Genomic DNA, 4,281 nt, shown 5'->3' with positions numbered 1-4,281 from the left:
GCGACATCGCTTCGCGATCTGACCCGCGGGCCCTCGCCTCCGGCTTCGGGCCCGCAGGTCAGGTCACGCGCTCGCGTGCGTGACTGAGGCCACTTCGAAACAGGCCCCGGGCGCCGGAGCACCCGTGACGCTGGGCCCTGAGGTTTCAGAGCGGCGTCATCACGGCGTCGCGTTCTTGTCCGACGGCTGCTGAGCCGTGGTGGACTGCGGCGTCGTCGTGGACGTCTTCTTGGTGGGGGTCGGGGCGCTCTGCTGCGGCTTGGCCTTCACCACGGGCTTGGCCTTCACCACGGGCTTGGAGGTGGCCGGGGGCTGGGCGGGCCGTTCGACGTCCGTCCGGGGCGGCTGGGTCGGCTTCACGGGCCGGGGACGCTCAGCCGGGGGCTTCTTGGCCGGTGAGGTCGTCGGCTCGCTCGGCTTGGAGGGCGCGGGGACCTTCGGTTCCTGCCCCGGGCCTTCCTCGGGTGTGCGCTGGGGCGGCTGGGCCGGGTCGCCCGGCGCCTGCGGCTTGTCGTCGGGTTTCGGCTGCGGCGTCTCCTGCTGGGGAGGCTCGGGCGGGGCGGGCGGTTCGGACGGCCCGTCGCCGGGCGGCGCCGGAACGGCCGGGACGTGCCCCGGGGTCTCGTCGGGCGGTGTCGGGTCGGTGTCGCCGTGGTCGCCGTGGTCGCCGTGACCGGGGTCGGCCGGTCGCGGTGCGGGGATGTGCGGCTTGGGATTGTCGCCCGGCGGCGGGATGACCGGCTCCGGACGCGGTGCCGGGAGCGGTTCCTGCCGGGGCGGCAGGGACGGGCCCGGCCGGTGCCCCTTCCCCGGACGGTCCGGCCGCTCGGGGCGGTCCGGGCGCGGGAGCTGCGGCAGGGACGGCGAGGACGGCGCGGGGTCGGGCTCGCTCGGAGCCGGGGGCTGCGGCAGGGGCAGGGTCGGCCGCTCGGGGGCGGGGGCCTGCGGTGCGGGGGTCTCCGGTTCGGGGAGTGGTGGCGCGGGCGGCACGGGGCTGGGTGCGGGCGACAGGATCGGGTCCACGACCGGGTCGGTCCCCGGCGCCGCCGGTGCGGTGGGGTCGTCGCCGGTGCCGGTGGTCGGCAGGGCGGTGACCGGGTTAAGCACGGGAGAGGGCCCGTGCGGGGTGGGCAGTGCCACCGGCTGCGGGTCGATCAGGGGGTCCAGGACCAGGGTGGGGGCGGTGGCCGAGTGCGGCCCGGCCACCGCCGCGTCCCCGAAGGCGGGGGCGGCGGTCAGGGCCAGGCCGGCGGTGAGTGCCGCCACGGCCAGCCCGCGCCAGGGTAGGGCAGGTGCCATGTTCGTGCTCCTTTCGATCGTGCGGTTGGTGGGGAGCGGGGAGTTCGGGGTCAGCCGGCCGGTGCGGCGGCGGGCAGGGCGAACAGCGCCACGCCGTCGGCGGTACGGTCGGCGACGATGGCGCGGTCGGCCACGGTGCCCCACGGCAGCGCGGTCCCGGCGCCCAGGTCGCGGACCGGTTCACCGGAGGCGGGGACGGCGACCAGGCGTTTGCCGATGCGGCCGTAGGCGACCGGGCCCGCGGTGGTCAGCGGGATGAGGCCGGGCCGGGCGGTGGCGGCCGGGCGGGCCAGGTCGAACACCACCGGCCCCAGGGCGGCGGCCCCGCCGTCGGCGCCGCGCACCCAGACCGGCGTGGTGCGCAGCTGCTCGGCGGGCGCCGAAGCCGACGCCCTGGCCGCTCCGGTGGTGGCGTCGTGCAGGGCGGCGACGGCCTTGCCGGAGGTGCCCGAGGACCACACCAGCGTCACCGCGCCGTGCCCGGCGGCCGCCACGCGCGTCACGGCCTGGGCCCCGGCGGGCTTCTTGGGGGTGACCTTGACCGGTGGGGCTCCGGGGGTCAGGCGCCACCAGGTGCCGGTGCTGGTGGCGGCCAGCACGGTGGAGCCGTCCACGGCCATCGCGACCGCCTTGCCGGGCAACTCCACGGTGCGGGCCTGGCCGCCGGTGACCAGGGCGGCCTTGCGGTCGGGCAGGGTGAGCAGCGGGCCGTCCCCGGCCCAGCTGACCTGGGCCTTGTCGGGCAGGGCCAGGGTGGTGGGCGCGGCGCCGGTGCCGTTGACCGGCCACACCAGCAGTCGCGGCCCGGCCAGGGCGGTGATGACGGGCTTGCCGTCGATGCGCGTGGCGACCGGGTCGCCCGCCTCGGGCGGCAGCGGCGTGGCGGCGGTCCAGATCACCGCGCCGGTCGCGCCGTGCCGGATCTGCACGCGCCGGTCGGTGGTGACCATGGCGACCAGGCCGCCGTCGGGGATGACCGCGGGGCGGGTGCCGGGACGGATGGGGGTCTGCCAGGCCCCGGTGGCCGACCAGCCGGGCGGGACCTTCCGGGTCAGGGTCGCGGTGGCGGTGGGGGTGGCGGCGGGACCGGGCCGGACGACGGGTGCGGTCTCGTCGCTCATCGCCGTGAACAGCGTCAGGGTGACCGCGCTGACCGCCAGGGCGCTGCCGGCGCCCAGCAGGATGACCCGGCGTTCGAAGCGGCGCCGGGTGTGCGCGGTGCGCACGGCGACCGGCCGCGCGGGCTGGTGCGCCACCGGCGGGGGGCCCTCGGGCCACGCGGCGCCGGCGCGGTCTCGCGGTTCGTCGCGATCGGGCCGTTCGGTGAAGGCGGGCGGCGGCGTGGCGGGGGCGGGCGGCTGCGCCATCGGGGCGGGCGGAGGTGCCATCGGGGCAGGCGGCTGCGCAGTGGGAACAGGCGGCTGCGCAATGAGGGCAGGCGGTGCCATAGGGGCAGGTGGCTGTGCGGTGGGAACAGGTGGCTGCGCGGTGGGAACAGGCGGAGGTGCCATGGGGGTGGGTGGCTGCGCCATGGGGGTGGGTGGCTGCGCCATGGGGGTGACGGTCTCGTCCGCGGGGGCCTCGTCCGCGGCACCGGCCGACCCGAAGGAGTACGGGGGCGCGGGCAGATCCAGGCCTCCGTGTTGACCCCAGGCGGAATCTCGGGGGTCGGCCGGGGTGGTGGGGTCGCGGTCGGGCATACAGGTTCCTTCCGTCACACGATGCGCCGGATCGCCACGATCTTGCGTCGCCAGTCTGACAGGTTGCTGATCTTGATGATGCCGCCGGAACGAACTGGCCACAGGTGGCGATCGCGCGGCTGCCGCGGCACGCGTGCGACGTGCCGGCGGGCGGGGCGACCGGGTCCGAGGGGCGGCGACCCCACGGGGCTTGAGGAACATCTCTGCGGGACCGTGGCTGAGCCCGTGCCGTTCCCGGGGCCCAAGGATCCCGGACCGACGGCGGCGGGTGAAGATCACCGGGATGAACATCGGGGGAAGAGAGCGGGGTGGTCCCCGACGGGCCCGCCCCGAGGCCGCCGTCGGTGGTCTCGATGCGCACGCGGCGGCCGGACGCGGGGGCCGAAGACGCGGTCCCTCAGCCTCTCCAAGAGACGATCATCGTCGTGCATGGAGGCAGTATGGCCGCGGCCGCCGACAACCGGCCACGGATGACGGGCCGTCGTCCGCGGTGGCATCGCGGACGGGGAACCGCGGTGCCGGGCGGGCTCGATGATCGTGGTGTCACGGGACGGGGCGGTGAACGCCCGGGGTCACCGCCGCCGCCTTCCGCGTGCCCTCAGCCGATGAGCCGCCGCGCGATGAGGGCGGCGCGCTCGATCGGGATGGCGAAGCCGATGCCGATCGAGCCGGACCGCCCGCCCTCCCCCAGCGTGGCGATGGCGGTGTTCACGCCGACCACCCGGCCGCCGCTGTCCACCAGGGGGCCGCCGGAGTTGCCGGGGTTGATGGAGGCGTCGGTCTGCACGGCCTCCTGCCGCCGCCCGCCGCCCAGCGACACCTCCCGTTCGGCGGCGCTGACGATGCCGGAGGTGACGGTGCCCGCCAGGCCGAGCGGTGAGCCGACCGCCAGCACCGGGTCGCCGACCCGCAGCCGCGCGGCGCTGCCCTGCTCCAACGGGGGCGGGGCCGCCGCCGGGTCGATCTGCAGCACCGCGATGTCGGCGCCGGCGTCGGCCCCGACCAGCCGCGCCCGGACGCCGCGCCGGTCCGCCAGCACCACGGTGATCGTCCGGCCGCCGGCCACCACGTGCGCGTTGGTCAGCACCCGGCCCTGCCGGTCCAGCACGAAGCCCGAGCCGGTGGAGCCGCCGTCGGCGCCGCGCACCGAGATCGACATGACGCTGCGCTGCACCCGGGCCGCCGCGTCCCGCAGGTCGCCGTCGCGCGCCACCGGTGTGCTCGCGGCCGGGTCCGCGCCGAGCCGGGCACCGGCGGCCCCGGCGACCGCCGCCCCCGCGAT

General features: G+C 77.4%; 3 protein-coding genes. All 3 read right to left on the bottom strand.

The features are described 5' to 3' along the window. Positions 1-159 precede the first annotated feature (159 nt). Positions 160-1,299, bottom strand: a complete 1,140-nt coding sequence (locus AKI01S_RS18830) for a hypothetical protein (RefSeq protein WP_157419937.1) — start codon at positions 1,297-1,299, stop codon at positions 160-162. 50 nt (positions 1,300-1,349) lie between these two features. Beyond that, the gene (locus AKI01S_RS18825) at positions 1,350-2,687 is read right to left on the bottom strand and encodes a hypothetical protein (RefSeq protein ID WP_157419936.1); all 1,338 of its coding nucleotides are present in this window, start codon (positions 2,685-2,687) and stop codon (positions 1,350-1,352) included. A 910-nt stretch (positions 2,688-3,597) separates the two neighbouring features. After that, on the bottom strand, positions 3,598-4,281 hold a 684-nt coding region (locus tag AKI01S_RS18820; protein ID WP_067819153.1), incomplete at its 5' end, for a S1C family serine protease.

It is taken from the genome of Actinomadura kijaniata NBRC 14229, from assembly GCF_001552175.1.
Classification (GTDB): domain Bacteria; phylum Actinomycetota; class Actinomycetes; order Streptosporangiales; family Streptosporangiaceae; genus Spirillospora; species Spirillospora kijaniata.
The sequence above is the reverse complement of the archived record's forward strand: the minus strand, read 5'-3'. Positions and strand labels throughout refer to the sequence as shown.